Annotated in this window: 12 protein-coding genes; all 12 read right to left on the bottom strand. The window is 70.9% G+C overall.

Annotated features, from left to right (window positions below):
* Window positions 1-67: 67 nt before the first annotated feature.
* Window positions 68-1,390 carry a sugar ABC transporter permease gene (locus ACHZ99_RS15200; RefSeq protein WP_420305094.1) on the bottom strand — a complete coding sequence of 441 codons (1,323 nt, stop codon included), beginning with the start codon at window positions 1,388-1,390 and terminating at the stop codon, window positions 68-70.
* Entirely contained in the window at window positions 1,387-2,178 is a 792-nt protein-coding gene (locus ACHZ99_RS15195) for an ATP-binding cassette domain-containing protein (protein ID WP_420305092.1), read from the bottom strand. The genes ACHZ99_RS15200 and ACHZ99_RS15195 overlap by 4 nt, the downstream gene beginning before the upstream one ends.
* Window positions 2,179-2,297: 119 nt before the next feature.
* Complete coding sequence (locus ACHZ99_RS15190; protein ID WP_420305091.1) at window positions 2,298-3,410, bottom strand: sugar ABC transporter substrate-binding protein; 1,113 nt, start codon at window positions 3,408-3,410, stop codon at window positions 2,298-2,300.
* Between the two features lie 130 nt (window positions 3,411-3,540).
* The gene (locus ACHZ99_RS15185) at window positions 3,541-4,746 is read right to left on the bottom strand and encodes an ROK family transcriptional regulator (RefSeq protein WP_420305214.1); all 1,206 of its coding nucleotides are present in this window, start codon (window positions 4,744-4,746) and stop codon (window positions 3,541-3,543) included.
* A gap of 221 nt (window positions 4,747-4,967) precedes the next feature.
* A complete protein-coding gene (locus tag ACHZ99_RS15180; protein ID WP_420305090.1) occupies window positions 4,968-5,903 on the bottom strand; it encodes a carbohydrate ABC transporter permease in 936 nt (311 codons plus the stop codon).
* A gap of 22 nt (window positions 5,904-5,925) precedes the next feature.
* On the bottom strand, window positions 5,926-6,924 hold the full coding sequence (locus ACHZ99_RS15175) for a carbohydrate ABC transporter permease (protein WP_420305213.1): 999 nt from the start codon (window positions 6,922-6,924) through the stop codon (window positions 5,926-5,928).
* Between the two features lie 64 nt (window positions 6,925-6,988).
* Window positions 6,989-8,407 carry an N-acetylglucosamine/diacetylchitobiose ABC transporter substrate-binding protein gene (ngcE, locus tag ACHZ99_RS15170; protein WP_420305088.1) on the bottom strand — a complete coding sequence of 473 codons (1,419 nt, stop codon included), beginning with the start codon at window positions 8,405-8,407 and terminating at the stop codon, window positions 6,989-6,991.
* A 280-nt stretch (window positions 8,408-8,687) separates the two neighbouring features.
* Window positions 8,688-9,641 carry a hypothetical protein gene (locus ACHZ99_RS15165; protein ID WP_420305087.1) on the bottom strand — a complete coding sequence of 318 codons (954 nt, stop codon included), beginning with the start codon at window positions 9,639-9,641 and terminating at the stop codon, window positions 8,688-8,690.
* Window positions 9,629-10,276: a hypothetical protein gene (locus ACHZ99_RS15160; RefSeq protein WP_420305086.1), complete on the bottom strand. Its 648-nt coding sequence runs from the start codon at window positions 10,274-10,276 to the stop codon at window positions 9,629-9,631. Before ACHZ99_RS15160 ends, ACHZ99_RS15165 begins: the two co-directional genes overlap by 13 nt.
* 148 nt (window positions 10,277-10,424) lie before the next feature.
* On the bottom strand, window positions 10,425-10,814 hold the full coding sequence (locus ACHZ99_RS15155) for a hypothetical protein (RefSeq protein WP_420305085.1): 390 nt from the start codon (window positions 10,812-10,814) through the stop codon (window positions 10,425-10,427).
* On the bottom strand, window positions 10,811-15,346 hold the full coding sequence (locus ACHZ99_RS15150) for an RHS repeat-associated core domain-containing protein (protein WP_420305083.1): 4,536 nt from the start codon (window positions 15,344-15,346) through the stop codon (window positions 10,811-10,813). Before ACHZ99_RS15150 ends, ACHZ99_RS15155 begins: the two co-directional genes overlap by 4 nt.
* A gap of 135 nt (window positions 15,347-15,481) precedes the next feature.
* Window positions 15,482-18,196 carry an aconitate hydratase AcnA gene (gene acnA / locus ACHZ99_RS15145; protein WP_420305212.1) on the bottom strand — a complete coding sequence of 905 codons (2,715 nt, stop codon included), beginning with the start codon at window positions 18,194-18,196 and terminating at the stop codon, window positions 15,482-15,484.
* Window positions 18,197-18,382 lie beyond the last annotated feature (186 nt).

Here is an 18,382-nt window from a genome sequence, read left to right as displayed (position 1 = left end):
CCGCAACAGCTGCGCCCCCGTACCGGGGTCGGCACGGGGGCGCGGCGGGTGACGGGCGGGGCGTCGGTCAGCCGCGTCCGGCCGTCCTTCGGGTACGGCGGGAGAGGGAGTCGATGACGACCGCGGCCAGCAGCACCGAGCCGGTGATCATGTACTGCACCGGCGCGCCGATGCCCTGGATCGCCAGGCCCGACTGGATGGAGATGATGACCAGCACGCCGAGCAGCGCGGACCAGCTGCTGCCGCGGCCGCCGTAGAGGCTGGTGCCGCCGATGACGGCCGCCGCGATGGCGTTCATCAGCAGGGTGCCGTCGGCGCCCGCGCCCTGGTTGGCCGCGGCGATGGAGGAGGCCATGAACAGGCCGCCGACCGCCGCGAGCGTCCCGGAGACGGCGAAGACCGCGATCCGCATCAGCTCCACGTTGATGCCCGCCCGGCGGCTGGCCTCGACGCTGCCGCCGAGGGCGAAGACCCGACGGCCGAAGCCGGTACGGCGCAGCGTGAAGTCCGCGCCGACGACCACGGCGAGGAAGATCAGCAGCGCCAGCGGCAGGCCCTTGTACTGGTTCAGCACGTAGGCCGGGACGAACGCGAGCACGGCCAGGACGGCCGTACGCATGATGATCTCGCTCATCGGCCGCGACGGCACGCCGACCGCCTCGCGCCGCTTCGCCCCGATCCACGCGGCGGCGAAGTAGCCGCCGACGGAGATCGCCGCGAGCCCGTAGGCGGCGGCGACGTCGGTGAAGTAGTAGGTGGTGAGCTTGGCGACCAGGCCCTCGGAGTCGAGGTTGATGGTGCCGGTGCTGCCCAGGATGTAGAGCATCAGGCCCTTCCAGCCCAGCAGGCCGGCGAGGGTCACGACGAGCGGCGGGACGCCGATCCGGGCGAAGAAGAAGCCGTGGAAGGCGCCGGCCCCGGTGCCGACCAGGATGGCGAGGATGATCGCCGGTATCGCCGGCATGCCCTCCTGGACGGCCAGCACGGCGAACACCGCGCCCGCGAGACCGCTGACCGAGCCGATCGACAGGTCGATCTCGCCGAGCAGCAGCACGAAGATGATGCCGACCGCCAGCAGCCCGGGCCCGGCGATGTCGATGGAGATGTTGGACAGGTTCTGCGCGGACAGGAAGGCGTCGTCCAGGCTCTGGAAGATCGCCATGATGATGATCAGGCCCGCGATGACCGGGACGGAGCCCAGCTCGCCGCCGCGCATACGGCGCTTGAACTCGGTCAGGTAGCCGGCGAAGCCCTGCTCGCGCACGAGCAGCCGGGGGTCGACGGTGGTGGCGGCGCCCTCCGCGGACCCCGGCGCGGCGTCGGCGGGGGCGGTGGACTTCGCGAGGTCGGGCCCCGCGGAGCCGGACTTCTCGATCCGCTCGGTACTCACTTCTCTGCCTCCGCACCCGTGCGCGCCGAACGGCGCGTCACGGCGTTGTCCGCGGCGCCCGTGATGGCGGCGACGATCTCTTCCTGCGTCGTGCTCGCGACGTCGAAGACGCCGTTGTTGCGGCCGAGGCGCAGCACGGCGACCCGGTCGGCGACGGCCCGGACGTCCTCCATGTTGTGGCTGATCAGCAGCACGGCGTGATCGCGCTCGCGCAGCCGCTCGACGAGGTCGAGCACCTGGGCGGTCTGCTCGACGCCGAGGGCGGCCGTGGGCTCGTCGAGGATGACGAGCCGGGGGTCGCCCAGCAGCGAGCGGGCGATGGCCACGGTCTGCCGCTGGCCGCCGGAGAGGGAGACGGTCGGGATGCGGACGCTGGGGATGCGGATGGACAGGGTGGTGAGGAGCTCGCGGGAGCGGCGCTCCATCTCGACCTCGTCGAGGACGCCGGCCCGGCGTATCTCACGGCCGAGGAAGAGGTTGCCGACGACGTCCAGGTTGTCGCAGAGCGACAGGTCCTGGTAGACGGTCGCGATGCCCAGGTCCTGGGCGTCGTGCGGCCGGTGGATGCGAACGGGGCGGCCGCCCCACTCGATGGTGCCGTCGTCGATGGCGTGGACGCCGGCGACGGTTTTGACGAGGGTGGACTTTCCGGCGCCGTTGTCGCCGACGAGGGCGACCACTTCACCGGCGCGGACCTCGAGATCGACGTCGGTGAGTGCCTGGACGGCACCGAACCGCTTCGAGATCCCGCGCAACGCCAGCACGGGCGTAGCGGACACGTGAACCATCTCCTACAGAGGGATTGGCGTGGGCAGATCAGGGCCCGGGTGCCCGGGCCCCCGCCGGCAGCGGGAGTTGAGGTGGCGGGGGACCCGGGCACGCGGGTGGCTTGTCGCCGCTCAGCGGCTCACTGCAGGCCGATGTCCTTGCAGGCGGAGGCGAACTTGCCGGAGCAGATCTGCTCCAGCTTCCACAGGCCGTCCTTGACGACCGTCTCCTTGATGTTGTCCTGGGTCAGCGCGATCGGGTCGATGAGCACGGCGGGCACGCCCTGCTCGGTCTCGCTGTCCACGGTGCTGGTCGCGATCGAGTCGATCTTCTCGCCGCGGGCCAGCTTGACCGCCATCTCGGCGGCGGCGTCGGCCTCCGGCTTGTACGGCTTGTACACGCTCATGTACTGCTCGCCGGTGACGATGCGCTGCACGCCCGCCAGCTCCGCGTCCTGGCCGGTGACCGGCGGCAGCGGGTCGAAGTCGGCGGCCTTCAGGGCGGTGATGGCACCGCCGGCCATGCCGTCGTTGGCCGCGTAGACACCGATGATCTTGTCACTGCCGAGCGCGGCGATGGCGCCCTCCATGTCGGAGTTGGCGTTCTCCGCCTTCCACTCCTTGACGTCGTACTCCTTGCCGACGTTGACCTTGCCGTCGAGGACGGAGTGCGCGCCCTCCTTGAACATCGCGGCGTTCGGGTCGGTGACGGAGCCGTTGAGCATGACGATCTGGCCGTCCTTGGCCTTGCCGCCGAGCGCCTCCAGCAGGGACTCGGCCTGGACCTGGCCGACCTTGTTGTTGTCGAAGGACGTGTACCCGCTGATCGGGCCCTCGGCGAGGCGGTCGTACGCGACGACGGGGATACCGGCGTCGTCCGCCAGCTTCACGGCCGAGGCGATCGACTTGTAGTCGACGGCGTCCAGGATCAGCGCGTCGACATCCTTCGTGATCATGGTGTCGACCTGCTGCTGCTGCGTGTTCGCGTTCTGCTTGGCGTTGTTGTAGAGGACCTCGGTGCCCGGAGCCAGCTCCTCGATCTTCTTCTCGATCAGCGGCCGGTCGAAGTCCTCGTAGCGCGCGGTCTGGTCCTCCGGCAGGAGGAGACCTATCGTCAGCGGCCCGTCGTTCTTCTTCTTGTCCCCGCTGTCGGAGTCGTTGTCGGCCTCATCGGCGCTGCCACAGGCCGCGATGCCGACGGTCATGGTTACGGCGGCCAGTGCGACTGCCGCACGGCGCAGATTGGTGTGCACGGTCGAACCTCCCTGACGTGGCCGCGCCGTCGCGGCCGAGGTGTCAGGTAGTCAACTCGCCCGTAACCATGTCGTCAAGAAGTAAATGCTTAACGAGAAGGAAACGATCCTCTGGTTTCTCTACGTGAACTCAGCCCTCCATGAGAACGGGGGACGGAGCCGACGCGGCGCCGTCAAGGATCGAACGGTCCCCCATCTCACTGAGCACCAGCGCCAGCGCCCCGAGCACCTCCGCCCGGCTGCCGAGCGCCCCGGAGGCCAGGTCCAGCTGGCGGGCGGCGCTCGGTATCGCGTAGCGCGCGACAGACTCCCCTATGGGCTGGAGGATCAGCTCCCCCGCCTCGGCGAGGTCGCCGCCGAGCACCACCCGGCTGGGGTTGAGCAGGTTGCACAGGCTCGCCACGCCGCTGCCGATGTGCCGGCCGACGTCGGCGATCACCCGCCGGCAGCCCGGGTCGCCGTCGCGGGCGAGCTGCACCATGCGCTCCACGGTCAGGCCGGGGCCGTGGCTGGCCTCCAGCAGGCCGAGGACGTAGCGGCCGGCGGTGAAGGTCTCCAGGCAGCCGCGGTTGCCGCAGCGGCAGACGGGGCCGGCCTCGTCCAGCGTGATGTGCCCTATCTCGCCGGCGGTCCCGCCGGGGCCGCGGTAGAGCTGCCCGTTGATCACCAGGCCGGCGCCGACGCCGCTGGCGACCTTGATGTACGCCACGTCCTTGGCGCCCCGGCCGCTGCCCCAGACCAGCTCGCCGAGCGCGCCGAGATTGGCGTCGTTGTCGACGTACACCGGGACGCCGAGGCGGGACTGGAGGTCGTCGCGCGGGTTGGTGCCGGTCCAGCCCGGCAGGATGGCGGTGGAGCCCAGCACGCCGGTCTCGGTGTCTATCGGCCCGGGCACCCCGAGCCCGACCCCGACGACCTTGTCCGCGGGCACGTCCGTGGCCGTCACGAGCCGGTTCACCAGCGCCTGGGCGCGGTCCAGGCCCTGCGTGGCGGAGGCGTCCACGTCGATCGGCTCGGACTCCTCGGCGAGCACCTGGTGCGCCAGGTTCCCCACGGCCACGCGCAGGTGCGTGTGGCCGAAGTCCACGCCGACGACGATCCCGGCGTCCCCGCTCAGCGACACGGCCCGGGCCCGGCGCCCGCCGGCGGAGGTCGGCGTGACGCTGACCGTGCCGCTCTCCTGCAGCTCCCGTACGATATTGGAGACCGTGGCGGCGGACAGCCCGGTGCTCCGCGCGATCTGCGCCTGGGTGAGCGAACCGGACAGTCGCACGGCGCGCACGACGCGCTCAAGGTTTGCCCGGTGCAGCGAGGACTGCGAGCCCGGAGTCTCCACCACGGCCATCCACTCCTGGTCCGGTGGGCGACACGACGGCCCCCACCTCCCGGATCACGCCTATGGGACCCGGATCGCCTACAACTTGTGAAGTCTAGGCTCGACGGCCATGGTTACCGCCGTCAAGACCTTGACGGCGTGACTCTTCCGTAACCCGCAGCTGTCCACGGTACCGGGGCTGCCCGAACGGGCACCGGAAACCCGCCCCGGGCCCGGCCCGGCTACTTCACCGCACCGGCGGTGAGCCCGGCCTGGACCTGGCGCTGGAAGATGGCGTAGACGATGAGGATCGGCAGCGCCGCCATCATCAGGCCCGCGAACAGGCGGCCGTAGTCGGCGCGGTAGCCCGCCTGGGCGAAGAGGAAGCCGACGCCCTGGGTGAGGACGTAGTCGTCCTCGTCGCCCTGGTTGAGGGCGAAGGGCAGGACGTACTGGTTCCAGTGGCCCAGGAAGTTGAAGATCCCGACGCTGATCAGGCCCGGCTTGGCCATGGGCAGCATGACCTGGAAGAAGATCCGCGAGTGGGACGCGCCGTCGATCTCGGCGGCCTCGGCGACCGACGAGGGCAGCGTGCGGAAGAACGTGGTCATGAAGAAGATCGTGAAGGGCATCGAGTAGGCGATGTAGACCATGACCAGGCCGTGCCGGGTGTCCAGCAGCGCCAGGTTCTTCATGACGAAGAACAGCGGGACGAGCGCCATCACCACGGGGAAGGCCATGCCGCCGACGAAGGTGAAGTAGACGATCCGGCTCCCGCGGAAGTCGAAGCGGGCCAGCACGTACGCGGCCATCGAGCCGAACAGCATCGTGAGCGGCACCGAGAAGATCACGATGAAGAACGAGTTCAGCGTGTAGCGGCCGATGTTCGCCTTCGACCAGGCGTTGGACCAGTTCTCCCAGTGCAGGCTGTCCGGCAGCCCCCACGGGCTCGACAGGATGTCCGCGGACGGCTTGAAGGCCGTCATCAGCGCCCAGATCAGCGGCCCGGCGGCCAGCACCGCCCACAGGATGAGGAAGCCGTGCGAGAACACGTTGAGCACGGCGCCCTCGATGGTCCGCTCCGGCCCCCGCAGGGGCGAGCCCGTCTTCTTCGCCTTCGGGTCCGCCGCCGGCGCCTCGGCGGGCCCGGGGGTGTCCGTGGGTTCGGCAGTGGTCATCAGGTGCTCTCCCGGGTCGCGCTCAGTATTCGATGCGGTCGCGGCGGCGGCCGACGGACAGGGCGGCCACGGCGAGGAGCATGGTGAGGATGAAGAGGCAGACGCCCATCGCGGCGCCGCGGCCCGCCTGCGCCTGGGTGAAGCCGGTCTGCCAGAGGTAGACGCCGAGCACCTGGGTGGAGTCGTCGGGGCCGCCCGGTCCGATGGTGATGATGTTGACCACGGCGAAGGACTCCGAGCCCAGCGCCATGATGCCCATGTAGACCCAGCCGGTCTGCACCGTGTCGCGGATGAGCGGGAGTGTGATGCTGAAGAACGTCCGGGCCCGGCCGGCGCCGTCCAGCAGCGCCGACTCGTTGATCTCCCGGGGGATCTGCCCGATGGCGGCCGAGAAGAGCACGACGAAGAAGCCCACCATCGCCCAGGACATGACGATCATCACGGCGAACAGCGCGAAGCGCCGCTCCCCCAGCCAGCCGTTCTCCGGCGACAGCGACTCCGGCAGGATGGCTTCGAGCACGCCGATGCCGGGCGTGAAGATGTAGCCCCAGAGCGCGGCGATGACCGCGATGGACAGCGCCTGCGGGAAAAAGTAGAGGATCTTGTACGCCTTGGCGCCCGCGACCCCCGTCACCGCCTCGCCCTTCCGGCCGCGGCCGCCGAGGTTGATCATGAAGGCGAAGAAGAGGCCCAGGCTCAGCGTGAACAGCGGCACGGCCAGGGCGAGGATGAGGTTGTTCCGGACGGCGGCCCAGAACCTCTCGTCGTCCATGAGCCGGGTGAAGTTGTCGAACCCGACCACGTTGAAGTCGCTGCTGAGGCCGGACCAGTCGGTGAACGAGTAGTAGAAGGTCTGGACGAACGGCGAGATGACGAACACCGCGTACAGGCCGAACGGGATCGCCAGGAACCCGACGACGAACCGGTACTTGACGTAGGTCCGGTAGCGCGGTGAGGACCTGAAGCCCCCCGCGCCGCCCGCCTTCGGCGATCCGGTGGACCGCCGCACTGTCTTGATCACGGCAGGGTCGTCGACCGTCATCCCGCCCGCTCCGTCCCGCTCGCTCACCGACTGGGCCCGACGCTCAGTGCTTGTACTTCTTGATGCTGTCGTCCTTGGCGGCGTCGTCGACGATGCCCTGGATCTTGTTGACCGCCTCGCCCGGGCTCGCGTCGCCCTTCATCATGTCGCCGAGGACGAAGACGACGTGCTCGCGCCAGGTGGTCGGATACCAGTCGGGGAACCGGGGGTTGAGGAAGTTCTCGCCGGCGGCGTCCATGAGCCCGATCGCGCTCGTCAGGCCGGTGCCGAACTCCAGGCCCTCCTCCGAGCCCTGGACGGACGCCAGCGAGGAGACCAGCTTGGAGAAGCCCGCGGCCGACTCCTTCCGGAGCATGTGGCGCAGGAACTCGAATCCGCCGTTGACGTTCTTCGCCTTCGCCGGAACGATGTACGGCTCGCCGGCCTGGGCCCAGATCGTCTCGAACGGCATCGCGTCCGAGGCGTCCAGGTTGGGCGACGGGGACACCGTCATCCGGAAGTCCGGGGGCGTGGTGTCCTTGGACTCGTTCTCCACCCAGGAGCCGTTGGGGATGAACACGGCCTTGCCCTCGGTCCACTTGGTCTGCGACTCGGTGTGCTTCCAGCCGCCGGAGCCCTCCAGGATGTAGCCCTTGGCGTACAGCTCGTAGTGCGCCTCCAGGACGCTCTTGACCGCGTCGTGCTTCCAGGCGTTGGGCTCGAAGTTGTCGATCGCGTCGAGCACCTCGGCGCCGCCGACCTTGCCGATCATCGGCAGCATGCTGAAGCCGAGGTACTGGGGGTAGACGCCGGTGTACGTCCAGCCGGCGATGCCCTCCTTCTTCGCCTCCGCGCAGACGGCGAGCATGTCGTCCCAGGTCTTGGGGTACTCCCAGCCGTGGTCGTCGAGCATCTTCTGCGAGTACCAGATGCCGAACACCGAGTAGGCGATGTTCATGCGGTAGCACTTCTCGTCGCCGTACTGGCCCATCTCGACCGTGCCGGGGCGCAGGGTGTCCGCGACGGTCTTCGACGGGTCGTCGATGGACGGCGCGTTCAGCAGCGGCGTCATGTCCGCGAGCTGCCCCTGGCCGATCAGCGCGGGCACGTCCATGGCCTCGTCGCCGGAGTTGTTGATCACGTCGGGCGGGTCGCCCGCGGCCATCCGGCCCTGCACCTTGGACTGGATCTTGACCGTCGAGCCGGTCTTGACCTTCGCGTACTTCTTCTCGTAGGCCGCGGCGTCGTCCTCGACGTACTGGGTGCCGAAGCCGCCGTCGAAGATCAGCAGTTCCAGCGGGGCGTTCTTGTCGACGCCCAGCGGGTTCTTCTCCGTCTTCTCGCTCTTGGCGCCCCCGTCGTTGTCGTCGTCACCGCCGCTCGCGCACGCCGTCAGAGCGCCGATGGTGGGTACGGAGATCAAGCCGAGCGCCATGGCCTGCTTGACGAGATCGCGGCGACCGACTTCCGAGGTGGATCCCATGCTCAAGTCCTCACTTTCTCCAGGACTCAGGCGGTGCACCGGGTCCCCCGACGCCACATGCCGGCGGAGGGAGGGGCCGATTACCGCGGTCGGTGATACGTGAGTGGTTCTGGGTCTTCCCCCGGGGGGCCAGGGGGAGCCGCCGGGTGCGGACAGGTATAGTCCACTCGCCACCGTCCGAGCAAGATCAAATACAAGGTTCGCCGTGAGTCTTTTTCGACTTGAGACCTGGGCGTACCGGCCCGCACCGGTACACCCAGAGGTCTACTCCAATTGGGCCCTACCGGACCACGGTCTGGATCTCCTTCACGGTGACCGGAATGTCGTCCGTCGACTGCCCCTCGGGCAGGGGCGTCGCCGGGGTGCCGGCGGGGTCGGCCGACGCGTTCCAGGCGACCTCCCACGTGAGCGACGCCCGGAGGTCGTACGTGCCCTCGCCGCTCGACCTGCGGTACGTGATGTTGCAGCCGGCGTCCTCGGTGTCCACCGTGTAGCCGCCGCCGGCGGGCACCAGCTCGTACGAGCACTCCGCCGGGTCGGCGTGGGCGCTGTCCGCCGCCAGGGTGAGCCGGCTGGGGGTGGCCACGGTGGTCGCGGCGATGCCGAGCTGGTCGATGCTCGCGGTCACCCACGCCGGCTCCAGGTCCTGGCCGAAGGTCGCGAGCGTCTCCAGGTTCACGATCTGCCGGTCGGCGCCGGGCTTGAGGTCGACCGGCGGCGTCGGCAGCTTGATCCGCTCGTAGGCGAGCATGGCCAGCAGCTCGGGGTCGGGGATCTCGACCTCGGGCGGCGGCGGGAAGTCCGGGCCGATGAACTCGTACGGGTCGAGTTCGTGCGCGCAGCTGAGGTCCTCCTGGTTGAGGTCCACGGTCAGCTGCCACCACTCGCCTTCGTCGCCCTTGTGGTACTTCCCGTCCGTCTCGTTGAAGTACTGCTTGTACAGATCGGCGCCCGCGCTGCCGGTGTAGTTGTGCTCCTGGAGGTACTTCTCGAACTCCTCGGGGCTGTACTTCGGCGCGTACCAGCACGTCGGCGGCGCCCAGTCGGTGTCGCCGGAGGTCATGGTCGTGCCCGTGGAGCCGGGGTTGCTGTACACGAAGTCGACGAACGCGCCGAGCCCGCCGTCGTCGCTTTCCCCGCCGTAGTCCGCCGCCGCCGGCGCGGCGCCCAGACCCGTCGCCACCACCAGCCCGGCGGCGATCACACCCGCTCTCCGCAGGCTCAGAGCTGACACTCGGGGGCTCCCCTCTCGGACTGGTCGAAGGTCATCTTCCAGACGCCCCCGGCCGTCTTCCTCATCAGCGCCGTGTAGCGCACGAAGCTGTCGTCGCTGGGCTCGGTCCGCTCGACCTCGCCGCTCTCCACGTCCTTGTCGAACGCCTTCCGCTGGTCCTCGCAGTACGTCACGGAGGCCGTGTCCTTGCCCTTCAGCTCGACCTCGCGGTCGTAGAAGTGGGTCTCGCCGGTCACGGTCCGGCCGTCGGCCTTGAAGGACGCGACGGTGTCGGCGGACTTGATGAACGACTCGCCGCCCACGTAGTCGGCGAGCACCGGCAGCTCCGGGTCGAGCTCGGCGAGGGCCAGCATGTGGGCCCGTACCGCGTAGCCGTGGTCGCGCAGGACCGCGTCCTTGGTCTCGTCCCCCGTGGTGTCGGCGTCGACCTCGACCTTCAGGCCGGCGGGGAAGTCGAACTCCGGCGCGTCCACGGGCGGTTCCGACCCGCCCGGCTCCGGGGACTCCGCCGCGGGCTTCTCCGTCGCGCCCACGATCTTCTCCGTGCCCTCGTCCCCCGAGTCGCCGCAGGACGTCAGCAGCAGGGCCGCGCCCAGCACCGCGGCGGCGCCCCCGCGCCGGCGTGAGGTGGTCATCGTGCGGCAACTCCCCATGTCGTGCATACCATTGACGTCAGGTGCAGGAGCCTAGTCAGACGTGCTGGCCGGAAGAAAGCGGTCCCCCGGCATTCTCACCGGGCTGTTACGTGCCGCCCGCGGCCCGGCGCCGCCCGCGGCGTCGCGCTCAGCGCCAGGGCCGTACGTCCCTCAGCGTGCCCGCGGCGAGGTCGACGCGGCCCCAGACGTCCCCCACCTGCGTCGCGACCACCACGACGGGTCCCCCGTCGTCGAGGTAGGCGGTGTAGTAGCCGATGACCCAGTGCGGCTCGCCGCCGGTCGGCGGCGGCCGCAGCCGCGTGTTTTCGGCCCCGTCCGCGTCGAAGACGACCGCGTTGTCCTTGGCCGCCCCCGCCGGCGGCACCGCCTCGACCACGAGGACGTGCCCGTCCCAGGCCACGACGGACTGCGGGGGCTCGGCGAAGCGCTTCTCCACCGTCGCGCCGCCGTGCGTCCAGCGGACGAGCCGGTCGCCCTCCGCCCACCGGACCTCGATCGTGCCGTGCTGCTCGGTCATGTGGGCAACGCCACCGGATCACCTACCGGGATGAGTCTCGCGCGGTCGCCGAAGTCCAGGATCTCCAGCTGGGTCCCCCCGCCGGGCAGGTGCCCGAGCACGGGGTCGGTCTGGGGTCCGACGATACTCTCCTGGATCCGGATCGGATCGCCGTCGGGTATGCGGTAGCGCTGCACCATCGACACGTCCGGCTTCCAGTCGCTGCGGATCGCCAGCTGCTCGCGCGCGTACTGCTGGTGGGGGATGTCGTCGAACGTGCCGAAGCCGCCGGGCCGCGACGGCGGCTGGCCGCGGGAGAGGACCATGTTGAACTCCTCGCCGGGCCGGGCCAGCCGGGAGACGATGTCCGTGCCCGCCAGGTTGGGCGGCTCGCGGCCCGCGGGCGGCAGCGCCGCCCGGCTGCCGGCCGCGGTGCACGGGCTGAGCCCGAGCGGGTCGCTCCAGGTGAACGGGTTGCGGACGTACGTGCCCGGGTTGGGCGCCGGGGTCAGCCCCAGCGGGTCGGGCGAGGCGTAGCGGGCGGTCTCCGGGTCGTAGTAGCGGTGCACGTTGTAGTGCAGCCCGGTCTCCGGGTCGAAGTACTGGCCGGGGAAGCGCAGCGGCGTGTACGCGGTGGCGTCCGCGGACCACGCCGTGCACCCCCATACGGTGCGCCGGGTGCGCCACGCGACGTCGCCGTCCGGGTCCACCAGCTCGGTCGGCGTGCCGACCAGGTCGGTGACGATCGCGAAGAACCGCCGGTCGACCTCCTCCTGCGGCAGGTCCGCCGCGCCCAGCCGCTCGCTCTGCGCCACCGGGTGCAGCCCGTCGTGGTCCCACGTCAGGGTGACCGGCGGGGCCCCGCCGGACCCGTGGGCGGTCTGCTCGACGAGCGTGAAGCCGTCCCAGCAGAACTCCACCCGCTCCACCGGCTCACCGCCGGCGCCGAGCCGGTGCTTGGCGATCCGCCGGCCCAGCGGGTCGTACAGGTAGCGCCACACGGCGCCGTCCGGGGTGGTCACGCGCGTCAGGCGGTCCTCGGCGTCCCACTCGTACGTCCAGGTGTCCGGCTTGCGGGAGAGCCGGACCTTCTGCCGCTCGACGGTGCGGCCCGCGGCGTCGTGGCGGTAGCGGACGGCGCCGGCGAGGATGAGCGAGGTCCCCGAGAAGGCGCGCGCGCCGGCGGCGTCCGCGTCGTGCGGGCCGGCCGGCCAGTGGCCCTCGGTCTGGTTGCCGGCCGGATCGTAGGCGTACGACTCGGTCCAGCCGGCCGCCGTGACGGTGGTGACGCGGCCGGCGCGGTCCAGCTCGAAGGTGCGCGGCCCGTCGAGGAGGTCGTCGACCCCGGTGAGCTGGCCGTCGGCGCGGTAGTGGAAGCCGTGCTCCTGGAGCCGCCGGCCGTGCCCGGTGAGGGTCTGCCCGGCGAGCCGCCCGGTCGGCTCCCAGGCCCGGTCCAGGACGAGCGCGTCGCCGATGCTGCGGGCGACCTCGTGCCCGGCGGCGTCGTAGGCGGAGCCCAGCTCGACGCCCGCGGTGGTGAGCAGGGTGCGGCGGCCGGCGGCGTCGTAGGCGTAACGGGTCTCGGCGCCGGCCGGCGTCGTCCGGCGGGTGCGCCGGCCGCGCTCGTCGTAGGCGGCGGCCAGGGTGCGGCCGTTGCAGGTCTCGGCGGTGACCCGGCCGACGGCGTCGCGCTCCCAGGCGAGCACGGCGTCCGGCCCGGCCGCCGCGACCAGCTCGTCGTCCGGGCCGTACGCGAACGTCGACTCGGCCCCGGCGGTGTTCTGGGCGACGACGCGGCCGAGGACGTCGTAGCGGTAGGCGACTTCCTGGCCCAGCGCGTTGGTGCGGGAGACCAGCCGGCCGGCGGCGTCGTGCGCGTAGTCCAGCCGGCGCCGGTCGAAGTCGGTCTCGGCGACCAGCCGGCCCGCGGGGTCGTAGGCGTACGTCCAGGTCAGCCGCTGCGGGTTGGTGACGCCGGTGAGCCGCAGCTCGGTGTCGTGCGCGAACTCGTAGCGGGAGCCGTCGGGCTCGGTGCGGGCCACGAGCACGTCGAAGGCGCCGTACTCGTAGGCCACGGTGTTCCCGGCGGCGTCCACGTGCGCGGTGCAGTTGCCCTCCGCGTCGTACGTCCAGCGCTGCTCGGCGCCGTCCGGCGCGCGGTGCCGGGACGGCTTGCCCTCGGTCGTCCACTCCAGCTCGGTCCGGGCGCCGAGCGCGTCGACGGCGGCGGCGATGCGCCCGAAGGCGTCCCGCTCCCAGCGCGCGGTCGCGCCCGTGGGGTCGGTCACCGCCAGCGGCAGCCCGGCGGCGTCGGTGACGACGTCGTGGCCGTGCCCGAGCGGGTCGGTGACGCGCAGCGGGTGGCCGGCCGGGGTGTAGTCGTAGACCGTCGCGGCGCCGGACGGGTCGGTCACCGAGGTGCGGTTGCCGCGGGCGTCGAAGGTCTGCCGCCAGGTCCGGCCGCCGGCCAGGGTGAGGGACTCGGCGAGCCCGGGGGCGGCGTAGACGGCGGTGACGGCGGTGCCGTCCGGGCGGGTGGCGCAGGCGAGGTTGCCGTCGTCGTCGTACTCGTAGCGGGTGGTGCGGTCCGTGGGGTCGGTGATCGAGGTGAGGCGGTCGTAGCGGTCCCAGGTGCGGCGGGTGGTGTGGCCGAGCGGGTCGGTCTCGGCGACGAGCTGGTAGGCGTCGTCGAAGCGGTAGCGGGTGGTGTGGCCGAGGGAGTCGGTGGCGGAGGTGGTGCGGGTCCCGTCGTCGTAGGCGTACGTGTACGCCAGCGTGCCCTCGGCGCCGCCGGCCCGGACGCAGCGGCCGGCGGCGTCGTACTCGTAGCGGTAGGACGCCCCGATGCGGTCCGTCCAGCCGGTGACGCGGTGCTCGCCGTCGTAGTCGAACCGCTGCGGCAGGCCGGAGGAGTTGTAGACCTCGGCGAGGTTGCCGTGCTCGTCGTAGGCGAAGCGGCGCAGCTCGTGCCGGGTGTCGCCGTCGCGGAGGTGGAGGGCGACGACGCGGCCGAGGGCGGTGGTGACGGCGACGCGGTAGCCGGCGTGGACCACCTCGGCGGGCATGCCCTCGGCGTCGTACTCGACCGAGACCGTGTTGCCGTTGCGGTCGGTGAGCGCCACGAGCCGCGCCTCGCCGGCCCCGGGCACGGGGGTCTGGAAGTAGAGCGTGTGGCCTTCGTCGGGCCGGTGCACGCCGAGGGTGCCGTTCTCGTCGGCGGGGTGCAGCGGCCAGCGCGGGCCCTCGACGGGCAGCACCGGGGTCCCGGGCCCGGGCAGGGGGTAGCGCAGCACCATGCCGTCGGCGGTGACGAGGCGGTAGCCGTACTCGTCGGCGACGAGCCGCTGGTCGAGGAGGGACGACCAGGAGGGGCCGAAGAGCCGGCCGGCGGTGAAGCCGGTGCGGTGGTGGCGGTCGAGGACCAGGGGCAGGACGCCGGGGAGGCTGACGTCGTGGGCCGACATCACCATCTCGCCGGTGGCCATGTCGATGGGGTCGCCGCAGGTGAAGAGCTTCTTCATGGCCCGGGCGCCGGAGCGCGCGGACCGGGCGAGGCCCTTGGCGGCGAGGGTCATGCCCTTGAGGCCGGTCTTGGCCATGCTCAGCCCGCCCTTGAGGCCCTTGGCGAGCTTGCCGAGCGAGGTGAGGCCCTTCATGCCGGGGATGCAGTCGAGGGCGGCCATGGCGACGTCGAAGAGGGACGCTTCGCCGTTCATGTATTTCATGAGGGTGTCGGCGAGGACGACGAGGGCGGCGGCCAGCACCACCCAGGCCAGCGGCCCGCCGATGATGAGGACGACGATGCCGAGGACGGCGACGATCACCTTGCAGACGGAGACGATGGTGTCCCAGTTGTCCTTGACCCAGTCGACCGCGTTCTCCCACCACTTGCGGTTCTGGATCCCGGCGTCGGAGGCGTCTTCGAGTTTGTCCTTGGCCTCGGAGGCGGCGTCCTCGCGCATCTTCCTCGCGTCGTCCGCCATCTTCCTCGCCGCCGCGAGACCGGCCTCGGCGTTGTCGACGGCCGTCTGGGCGCTGGACTGGGCGGACTTGGCGTCGGTGGCGTTGCGGGCGGCGGCGCGTACCTCGGAGTCGTCGGGCTTCTCCTTGCCCTCCGCCTCGTCGTACTTCTCCGTCTTCTCCGTCGCCCGCTCGACCCAGGAGTTCGCCGAGTCCAGGCGGCCGCTGGCGGCGGTCAGGTCGCTCCGCGCCTCGCGGCCCTTGGCGAGCGCCTTGTCGGCCAACGACTGGGCACGCTCCAGTTTCGGCCAGTACGCGGCGAGCGCGTCGCCCGCCATGTCGTACGAACGCTGAAGCTTCTTCAGGTTCTTGGGGACCTCGTCGAACTCGTCCTGGAACGCCTTCGCGGTCTTCCCCGCCCAGCGCAGCAGCGCGTCCTCGTCCGCCATCCCCTTGATCTGACGCAGCGCGTCGGCCACGTCGTCGGCGAAGTCGTGCAGCTCACGGGCCAGCTGCTTCACCCGCTCCGGATCGCCGGGCGTCGGATCGTCATCGAGATCCAGTACGTGCCAGTCCGTCGGTCTGTTGCCCACCGGTCCCCCCGGTCTCACCGGTACCTGAAGCGTCGCACAGCACCGTAGCGGCCGGACGGGTCCGGTGGGAGGCTGACGGAAAAACCCCGCCCCCTCCCGGCGGGAGGGGGCGGGGTTCGGAGCGGAGGCGTCCGGTCAGTCGCGGATCAGGGAGCGCAGGACGTACTGGAGGATGCCGCCGTTGCGGTAGTAGTCCGCCTCGCCCGGGGTGTCGATCCGTACCACCGCGTCGAACTCGACACCGGTGTCCGTGGTCACCTTGACCGTCTCCGGGACCGTGCCGTCGTTCAGGGCGGTGATGCCGGTCAGGGTGAAGGTCTCCTCCCCCGTCAGGCCCAGCGACTGCGCCGAGGCGCCCGCCGGGAACTGGAGCGGCAGCACGCCCATCCCGATGAGGTTGGAGCGGTGGATGCGCTCGTACGACTCGGCGACCACCGCGCGGACGCCGAGCAGTGCGGTGCCCTTCGCCGCCCAGTCGCGGGACGAGCCGGAGCCGTACTCCTTGCCCGCCAGCACGACGAGCGGGGTGCCGGCCGCGGCGTAGTTCTGGGCGGCGTCGTAGATGAAGGAGACCGGGGCGTCCGCGCGGGTGAAGTCGCGGGTGTAGCCGCCCTCGGTGCCGGGGGCGATCTGGTTGCGCAGCCGGATGTTGGCGAAGGTGCCGCGGATCATGACCTCGTGGTTGCCGCGGCGGGAGCCGTAGCTGTTGAAGTCGCGGCGGGTCACGCCGTGCTCGGTGAGGTACTTGCCGGCCGGGGTGTCGGCCTTGATGGCGCCGGCCGGGGAGATGTGGTCGGTGGTGACCGAGTCGCCGAGGAGGGCGAGCACGCGGGCGCCCGCGATGTCCTCGACCGGCGCCGGGTCCATGCCCATGCCGTCGAAGTACGGGGGCTTGCGCACGTAGGTGGACTCGCTGTCCCAGGCGAAGGTGTCGCCGGTCGGGATCGGCAGCGCCTGCCACTGCGCGTCGCCGGCGAAGACGTCCTGGTACGACTCGGTGAACATCTCCTCGCCGATCGCGGCGGCGACGACCTGCTCGACCTCCTGCTCGCTCGGCCAGATGTCCTTCAGGTAGACCGGCTTGCCCTCCTTGTCGGTGCCCAGCGGCTCGCGGGTGATGTCCGTCTTCATCGAGCCCGCGAGGGCGTAGGCGACGACCAGCGGCGGCGACGCCAGGTAGTTCATCTTGACGTCGGGGTTGATCCGGCCCTCGAAGTTGCGGTTGCCGGAGAGCACCGAGGTGACGGCCAGGTCGTGCTCGTTGACGGCCTTGGAGATCTCCTCCGGCAGCGGGCCGGAGTTGCCGATGCAGGTGGTGCAGCCGTAGCCGACGAGGTTGAAGCCGAGCTTGTCGAGGTACGGGGTGAGGCCGGCCCGGTCGTAGTAGTCCATGACGACCTTGGAGCCCGGCGCCAGCGTGGTCTTCACCCACGGCTTGCGCGTCAGGCCCTTCTCCACCGCCTTCTTCGCCAGCAGCGCCGCGCCGACCATGACGGACGGGTTGGAGGTGTTGGTGCAGGAGGTGATGGCGGCCACGGTGACGGCGCCGTGGTCGAGCTCGAAGGTCGTCCCGTCGGCCGCGGTCACCGGGGTGACGCGGGTCGGTACTCCGTTGGAGGACGCGGGGGCGTCGGAGGCGGGGAAGGACTCCTTGCCGGGCTCGTCGGCGTCGTCGACGTAGTTGCGCACGTCGAGGCGGAACTGCTCGGCGGCCTTCGACAGCTCGATGCGGTCCTGCGGGCGCTTCGGCCCGGCGAGCGACGGCACCACCGTGGACAGGTCCAGCTCCAGGTACTCGGAGTACTCCGGCTCGTGCGCCGGGTCGTGCCACATGCCCTGGGCCTTGGCGTACTCCTCGACCAGCGCGAGCTGCTGCTCGTCGCGGCCGGTGAGCCTCAGGTACGTGAGGGTCTCGGCGTCGATGGGGAAGATCGCGGCGGTGGAGCCGAACTCCGGCGACATGTTGCCGATCGTCGCCCGGTTGGCCAGCGGGATCTGGGCCACGCCGGCGCCGTAGAACTCGACGAACTTGCCGACGACGCCGTGCTTGCGCAGCATCTCGGTGATGGTGAGCACCAGGTCGGTGGCGGTGGTGCCGGTGGGCAGCTCGCCGGTGAGCTTGAAGCCGACGACGCGCGGGATGAGCATCGAGACGGGCTGGCCGAGCATCGCCGCCTCGGCCTCGATGCCGCCGACGCCCCAGCCGAGCACGCCGAGGCCGTTGACCATGGTGGTGTGGCTGTCGGTGCCGACGAGGGTGTCGGGGTACGCCCTGCCGTCGCGGACCATGACGACGCGGGCCAGGTGCTCGATGTTCACCTGGTGCACGATGCCGGTGCCGGGCGGGACGACCTTGAACTCGTCGAACGCGGTCTGGCCCCAGCGCAGGAACTGGTAGCGCTCGCGGTTGCGGCCGTACTCCAGCTCCACGTTGACCTGGAAGGAGTCCGGGGTGCCGAACTTGTCGGCGATGACGGAGTGGTCGATGACCAGCTCGGCCGGGGCCAGCGGGTTGATGCGGGCGGCGTCGCCGCCCAGCTCCTTGACGGCCTCGCGCATGGTGGCCAGGTCGACGACGCAGGGGACGCCGGTGAAGTCCTGCATGATCACGCGGGCCGGCGTGAACTGGATCTCCCGGCTCGGCTGGGCCTGGGAGTCCCAGCCGCCCAGGGCCCGGATGTGGTCGGCGGTGATGTTCGCGCCGTCCTCGGTACGGAGCAGGTTCTCCAGCAGCACCTTCAGGCTGTACGGCAGCCGGGCGGCGCCGTCGACCTTGTCCAGCCGGAAGATCTCGTACGACTCGCCGCCCACCTGCAGCGTGCTGCGGGCGTCGAAGCTGTTCGCCGACACGACAGTCTCCTTCGTCATCTTCGCGTTCCACCGCAATCCTGCCGCTACGTCCGGAGCGGGGCGACCTGAGGGTGGCACCTTCGGCAGATATCTCGATGTCGAGATAAACCCTACTCCATGGCCCCGCCGCGGCGCCCACCCGTGTCGCGTACCCGGGCGGGCGCCGGCCGAACGTGCCGGGCGCGG

It is taken from the genome of Streptomyces sp. MAR4 CNX-425 (assembly GCF_048656465.1).
Taxonomy (GTDB): Bacteria; Actinomycetota; Actinomycetes; order Streptomycetales; family Streptomycetaceae; genus Streptomyces.
This window is presented reverse-complemented; position numbering and strand designations above follow the sequence as displayed.

Excerpts from the sequence above, each read along its gene's own strand:
- ACHZ99_RS15195 (WP_420305092.1), bottom strand. The coding sequence starts at position 2,178 with ATGGTTCACGTGTCCGCTACGCCCGTGCTGGCGTTGCGCGGGATCTCG.
- ACHZ99_RS15180 (WP_420305090.1), bottom strand. The coding sequence starts at position 5,903 with ATGACCACTGCCGAACCCACGGACACCCCCGGGCCCGCCGAGGCGCCG.
- ngcE (WP_420305088.1), bottom strand. The coding sequence starts at position 8,407 with ATGGGATCCACCTCGGAAGTCGGTCGCCGCGATCTCGTCAAGCAGGCC.
- ACHZ99_RS15160 (WP_420305086.1), bottom strand. The coding sequence starts at position 10,276 with ATGACCACCTCACGCCGGCGCGGGGGCGCCGCCGCGGTGCTGGGCGCG.
- ACHZ99_RS15155 (WP_420305085.1), bottom strand. The coding sequence starts at position 10,814 with ATGACCGAGCAGCACGGCACGATCGAGGTCCGGTGGGCGGAGGGCGAC.